Source organism: Myxococcales bacterium (assembly GCA_012517325.1).
Classification (GTDB): domain Bacteria; phylum Lernaellota; class Lernaellaia; order Lernaellales; family Lernaellaceae; genus JAAYVF01.
This window is the reverse complement of sequence record JAAYVF010000106.1, coordinates 44,784-51,087: the sequence shown is the minus strand read 5'-3', so window position 1 is coordinate 51,087 and position 6,304 is coordinate 44,784. Positions and strand designations below refer to the sequence as shown.

The window sequence follows — 6,304 nt, the reverse complement described above, 5'->3', positions numbered from 1 at the left end:
GTCGACGGATAGAGTGTAATTGCCCGAGCCGATCGTCGGAATGATGTCCAACGAAATGTTGTACCAGGTATCGGCACTGAGGGTGACGCCGCAATCGATTATCTCACCGGCGGTGGGATCGTAAGCCTGGAGGGCCGATCCGTCGACATACAGATAAAACTCGGTTTCGGCGTAATAGCTGCCGCCGTAGACCTGCATCATGTTCACGGCGAGCACGCCGGAACTGCCGGAGTAGTCAAAGGAGGTGGTAAAGGCGGTCTGCAATTCCGAATAATCGTCGAAGGACCAGAAGGCCAAGGCGTAGTCGCCGCTGGTGGAGCTATCGTTGATTTCCAGTACCTGGCCGGAGCCGGAATCCAGCGCCACGACACTCACCGTACCGCCGGTCGTGTCGGTTTCCCAGTTGCCGCTCAGGTCCGGCGGAGTGTAGGACTCGAAGTCCTCGGTATAAAAGGCGTCATCGTCGTTGTCGTCGTTGTCATCGTTATCGTCATTGTCGTCATCGTCATCGTCATCGTCATCGTCATCGTCGTCGTCGGCCGTGTCGTTGTCGTCGTTGTCGTCGTCGTCGGCCGTGTCGTTGTCATCGTTGTCGTCGTCATCGGTCGTGTCGTTATCGTCGTCTACCGTGTCGTTGTCGTCGTTGTCGTCGTCGTCATCCGACGAGCAACCGATCGCGGCGACCGTCATCAACAGACCGATGAGTAAGCAGAAAACCGTCATCCAACTTGCCTTTGCCATTGTTGTTCTCCTTTGCCGATCCGAGTTGTTATTGCTGAAATGGCGTGAACAATTCAGCGGAACCCGATAAAGTATGGCACGGCGAAAGGAGGAAGTTTGTGGATGTATTGTATTGAACTGTTACCGGATGTGTCCGATCCAAGATCTTGGGAAGAGGCTTATTTTTCGTCATTCACTCAAGATATTTGCGTGTTGAGGATTTGCCCCTACCGCACACACCCCTGAGCCGCGGTCATGAAGGCCGTATCGTTGTCGTCGGCGGCGCCGTCGCGATTCAGATCCGCACCGTCGCACCAATTGTTGGCCGCCTCGCACGGCACGCCCGCATAGGTCGACATCGCCGTGTCGAAGAGCGCCTGGTCGGCGGCGTCAACGCCGCCCGAATCGTCCAGGTCCGGCCGGGCGCAGCCGAGCGCCGCCCAATCGCACGACAACACCCACGGCGCGTTGGTGCATAGCGGCAGGTCGTACAGCAGGTTGCTGGCCGAGAATTGGATATGCCGCGGATTTTCCGCCGCCTGCCAATTGCCGTCCGCGCCGATCGCCTCGTAGCCGTCGCCGGCGCGGCGCACCGGATAGGTGTCGCCGAACCGCTCGTAATAGCGATCGTAGAGCCAGTATTCGTCGGCGGCCAGTTCGGCCAATCGGTTGTCGATGGCGGTCTGGATGTCCTCGTCGGTGAGCAACGCCCACGGCGAGGTGTCGCCCAGGGCGAGGATGCTTTCCAGATAGGCGTTTTGCGCCTCGGCGGTGCTGAAGCCGTTGTAATCCTCGCGGGGGGCGTCGACGCCGCATTGCGCGCCCATCAGCGCGGCGTAATAGAGCTGGTCTTCCAGCGAGGCGATCAGGTCGTCGAATTCCGTGCCGTCGCCTTGCCGGTTGGGGCTGGCGGCGGCTGAATAAGCCAGTTCGGCCAGGATGCGGTGCATGTCGACCAGATTGGAAAGCGTGTGCCGCGCGGTCCGTTCGAGGTCGGTTTTTTCGGTGATCTTGGCGTAATAGCAGACAGCCATGGCGCCCATTTCCATTTCCGAGAAATCGTCGGCCGAGGAACCGATGAGCGTCGGGAACAGCTCGGGGAAGAGGTCGGCGACCTCGAAGGCGATTTCATACCAGGGCCGGCCGAAAATCTCGCCGGAGAGGAAATCGGCCCAGGTGAGGCCGAAGAAGGCGTCGTCGAGCGACCGGCAGTTCAAAATCGGAAGGATCGGGTCGGTGATGCCCAGCAGGCGCAGCAGTTCGCGCAGGGCGCTCATTTCGATCGAGCCGGGCAGCGGCATCTCGGGAACCGGATCGTCCAGGCCCGCGGTGGAAATGGCCTTGGCCAGATAGACCATCGGGCACGAGGAAAACGATCCCAGATCCTGCCATTCGGTGGTGCCGTCGGGGCGCACCTGGCCGCCGGGGATCAGTTCGTCGTAATCGCCCGTTTCCGCCACGGTCATCTGGATGTCGCCGTCGGCGATGATGCGGTCGCCGATGCGGTGGCCGGCCGCGACGGCGTCGTTCACCGCCGTTTGCAGGTCGGCGGGCAGCCCGGCTTCGGTGGCGGCGTCCAGCGCGGCCAGATAGCCGATCGCCATGTCGGGGAAGTTGTCGCGGCTGTTGTGATTGCCCCAATAGGCGCCTTCCCAAATGCCCAGTTGCGAGATTTTCCACGACGAGCAGCAATTGGAGATGCGCATGAAATTGTCGGGTTCGGAAAAGACATAGGTGATGGCGAAGCTGGTCAGTTCGCTGATCGGCTTGAGCGCGTAATAATATTCGCCGGGATTCTCGCGGTAGGTCATCACGATGCCGTCATAGAACGTGTCGAGGATTTCCGTTTCCAGTTCCGTCGAGAACGCGACGGGCGGGGTGACCGGGTCGCCGTATTTCGTCCGGGTGACGGTATCGCTGACGCCGTCCATGACCCGCGTCCAGCCGGGCAGGACTTCGCGCGAGGTGATCCCGGTATGCCCGGTGATTGCTTCGTAGTAGGAGAGGCCCTCGAACATGCGGATCAGCGTCAATTCGAGGTCGCGGCCGGTGAAATGACGGTAGGCGTTCCACGCCGTCCAGATCGACTTGCCCAGGTCGTTGTTGTCGGTTTCGCCCGCCTGAACCTCGAATTCATTACCGTCCTTGGCGATGAAATGCTTGCGGATATTGGTCGCCGGCACCGCGTCGCCGGCCAGTCCGAAGCGGTTCCAGGCCAGCAACAGGCGGCTGAGCCGTTCCTGGTAATAGAGTTTGAAACCGGCCGCCCGCGCTTCGTTGGTCACATCGGGCGGCGGCGTGGTGTCGTTGTCGTCGTTATCGTCGTTGTCGTCATTATCATCATTGTCGTCGTTGTCGTTATCGTCGTTATCATCGTTATCGTCATTGTCGTCGTCATTGTCGTCGTCGTCATCATCGTCGTCGTCGTCGACGACGGTGTCGTCATCGACGATTTGATTTTCGTTATCGTCGTCGTCGTTGCCCGCGCAACCGACCAGCACCGACAAGGCTAGTAGTAAGACCGAGAAAAACGCCATCGACAGCAATCGTTTCATCGTCGATCTCCGAGCGGAAGGTTGAAAAATTTATTCTACTACAAAACGGGCGGGGCGGAAAAACGGGGGATTCAGGGGGCTTTTTTCGAATGTTTGTCGCGGTGTTGGCGCAGCCATTCTAGGCGGACGCGGATTCGTTCCTCCACGCCCTGGTCGCTCGGCTCGTAATAGCGGCGATCTTCCAGTTCCACCGGCAGGCAGGGCTGGCCGGAAAAATGGTGATCGAAATCGTGATCGTACTTGTAGCCGTCGTGGTAGCCCAAATCCTTCATCAGGCGGGTCGGGGCGTTGCGCAGGTGCTTTGGCACCTCGAGGGCGCCCTTTTCCTTGACGTCGCGCGCCGCCTTTTCCAGCCCCATGTAGCTGGCGTTGCTTTTCGGGGCGCAGGCCAGGTAGGAAGCCGCCTGGGCGAGGATGATCCGCGCCTCGGGCAGGCCGATCATGTGCACCGCCTGCATGGCCGCGGTGGCCAGGGGCAGGGCGCGCGGGTCGGCGTTGGAGATGTCCTCCGACGACAGGATGACCATCCGGCGGGCGATGAACATCGGGTCCTCGCCGGCGTCGAGCATCCGCGCCAGCCAGTACAGCGCGGCGTCGGGGTCGGAGGCGCGCAGGCTTTTGATGAAAGCCGAAATGACGTTGTAGTGCTGCTCGCCCGCCTTGTCGTAGAGCAGCGCCTTCGACTGAATGGCGGTTTCGGCGACTTCCAGCGTGATCGTCGGCTTGCCGTCGATCAGCGGTAGCTCGCCGGCGGCGGCGATTTCCAGGGCGTTGAGCGCCACGCGGGCGTCGCCGTGGGCCAGCCGGGCGAGGTGGTCAAGCGCCTTGGGGGTGGCGGTCAGGCCGCGTTTGCCCAAACCGCGCTGCCGGTCCTCGAGGGCGCGGCGCAACAGCGTTTCGATGTCTTTCGGCGCCAGCCCTTCCAGCGTGATCACCCGGCAACGGGAGAGCAGCGCGGCGTTCACCTCGAAGCTGGGGTTTTCGGTCGTGGCGCCGATCAGGACGATGGTGCCGGCCTCGATGTGCGGCAGAAAGCTGTCCTGCTGGCTTTTGTTGAAGCGGTGGATTTCGTCGACGAACAGGATGGTTTTCTTGCCGCTGGAACGTTGCCGCTGCCGGGCTTCCTCGACGACCGTGCGAACTTCCTTGACGCCCGACAGCACCGCGGAAAAGGCGGTGAACACGGTGTCGGTGTGCTGGGCGAGCAGGCGGGCGATGGTCGTCTTGCCGCTGCCGGGCGGGCCCCAGAAAATCAGCGACGGCACCTCGCCGGCCTGAATCGCCTGGCGCAACATGCTGCCGGGGCCGATCGCCTTTTCCTGGCCGACGACCTCGTCCAGCCGGCGGGGGCGCATTCGCTCCGCCAGGGGCGTATTCGGGCCGAGATCCTCGGGGGTGGCAAACAAATCCTGGGTCATCGATACCGTCCGCTCGTGATCGGCCTACCATAACACGGCCGCCGTCCGTCCGACCAGACGCCCGGCCGCGAGGCGTCGCTCCGGGCTTTCGTTTCCGCCCTTGACGCCAGGAGATGCTCATGCTTTGTTATATCATGGATTAGGTATTTTGGAGGATGGTCATGAAGATATGGTTATCATCACTCGTGATGTGTTTCTTCATCCTACCCGCCATCTCCTCGGCCGAGCTTCAGGACGGCGATCTCGTCAACGCGGACATTTCAGGCGAGCCCGATCAACTCCTTTTTTATCGGTAAAGGAGGTGCGCCATGAAATGGGTTTTTCCGACCATCGCCGCATTGCTGGCGGTTCTGTTTTTTTTCTTTCCCGCGTGCGATTCCTCTTCGAACAAAGACAGTGAAGACGGACAGAACGAATCGCCGGCTAACGACGATGATGACGACGATAACGATGACAACAATGATGACAACGACAATGATGATCAAAGCGGTGAAAATTTGACGCTGGTTCAAAGCGAGGCGAAAAACATCCTTTGGCATCGCGACGATACGATCGACTCATGCGACGAAGTGCCGAATGCCGGCTATGGTGAACCGGTGGGGTTTGAAACCCTCGTGTGCGACGGTGTTCCCATGTACATAGAGCAGGGAGGAGGAATTTCTCACCTGGCTTACCAACCGTATCTTTCCACAACAATAATCCAATCTCAGGAAGAATTGGAGGTATTCATCAGTGGCCACGAATGTGAAGTCGATTTCGAGCAGGAACTCGTTTTATTGGTGGGAACAACCTCGCTATCAGGAGATTGTGCATCGACAACCTTTTGTGGGATTTACGAGAAAGAGGGGATACTGTCAGCTCTTGTGTATTACTTTAATTGTTTCGGTGGTGCAGAAGTGGAGATTGATGTTTGCCACCTGGTCAAAGTGAACCGCGCCAACCTCCCAATCATCTTTGAAATTTATGAACATAAATACAAAGTCATGTGACAATTCACTGCGGGGTGATCAAACGCTGCGGTGGGTCCGGATTCTCGCGATGACCGGATTGGTTGCGGTGTCCGCGATCGGCATTGCCATTGTAGTCATACAGATAAATGCCCCTGCGGTCACGGCGACCATGGCCTTCGCGACGGTCAATGAACGTCCCTTGCCGCTGGCGGAGTTGAGAACGGCGTTGGCGGAGGCCGGGGCCATGCGCACGGGCGAGCCGTTTGACCGGATTGTAAGGAAAGTCGCAAACGATCTGATCGATGCGGAACTGATCAACCAACGGTTCGCCGGCGAGTACTCCGATGCGACGGATAAACGCGACGTGGTTCGCCGAGTGCTTGCGGCTCGCGTTCACCAAGGGATTGAGGTTTCGGATGAGGAAATCGCCGCCTATTTCGACCGGAACTTGAAAGGGAAGACGAACCTCGGCCCGGATCAGTACCGGCTCATTGTCCGCAAGCAGATCGTCTTGGAGAAGGAGCGGGCGCGTTACAACGCACTTGTTGCCGAACTACGGGCCGGAGCGAGGATCGAACTCTTCGAAGATCGCCTGCCTCGTTAAACGACATCCGCCAGTGACTGACGCCTCACGTCACCCCGCGACGCCACCGGGGCCACT

Annotated in this window: 5 protein-coding genes; 2 read left to right on the top strand and 3 right to left on the bottom strand. The window is 59.6% G+C overall.

Annotated elements, in window-relative coordinates; genetic code table 11:
- The 3 genes from GX444_18350 to GX444_18340 all read right to left on the bottom strand — a co-directional run.
- The coding region (locus GX444_18350) for a hypothetical protein (GenBank protein NLH50540.1) at positions 1 to 741 on the bottom strand (741 nt) is incomplete at its 3' end.
- A gap of 206 nt (positions 742 to 947) precedes the next feature.
- Positions 948 to 3,275, bottom strand: a complete 2,328-nt coding sequence (locus GX444_18345; protein ID NLH50539.1) for a hypothetical protein — start codon at positions 3,273 to 3,275, stop codon at positions 948 to 950.
- 71 nt (positions 3,276 to 3,346) lie between these two features.
- Entirely contained in the window at positions 3,347 to 4,693 is a 1,347-nt protein-coding gene (locus GX444_18340) for a replication-associated recombination protein A (protein ID NLH50538.1), read from the bottom strand.
- A 308-nt stretch (positions 4,694 to 5,001) separates the two neighbouring features.
- Here GX444_18340 and GX444_18335 point away from each other — a divergent pair, with 308 nt between their 5' ends.
- Positions 5,002 to 5,682, top strand: coding sequence for a hypothetical protein (locus tag GX444_18335; protein ID NLH50537.1), 681 nt, complete (start codon positions 5,002 to 5,004; stop codon positions 5,680 to 5,682).
- 49 nt (positions 5,683 to 5,731) lie between these two features.
- Positions 5,732 to 6,247 carry a hypothetical protein gene (locus GX444_18330; protein ID NLH50536.1) on the top strand — a complete coding sequence of 172 codons (516 nt, stop codon included), beginning with the start codon at positions 5,732 to 5,734 and terminating at the stop codon, positions 6,245 to 6,247.
- Positions 6,248 to 6,304 lie beyond the last annotated feature (57 nt).

Coding starts and splice junctions, on each gene's coding strand:
- GX444_18335 (NLH50537.1), top strand. CDS start 5,002: ATGAAATGGGTTTTTCCGACCATCGCCGCATTGCTGGCGGTTCTGTTT.
- GX444_18340 (NLH50538.1), bottom strand. CDS start 4,693: ATGACCCAGGATTTGTTTGCCACCCCCGAGGATCTCGGCCCGAATACG.
- GX444_18330 (NLH50536.1), top strand. CDS start 5,732: ATGACCGGATTGGTTGCGGTGTCCGCGATCGGCATTGCCATTGTAGTC.
- GX444_18345 (NLH50539.1), bottom strand. CDS start 3,275: ATGAAACGATTGCTGTCGATGGCGTTTTTCTCGGTCTTACTACTAGCC.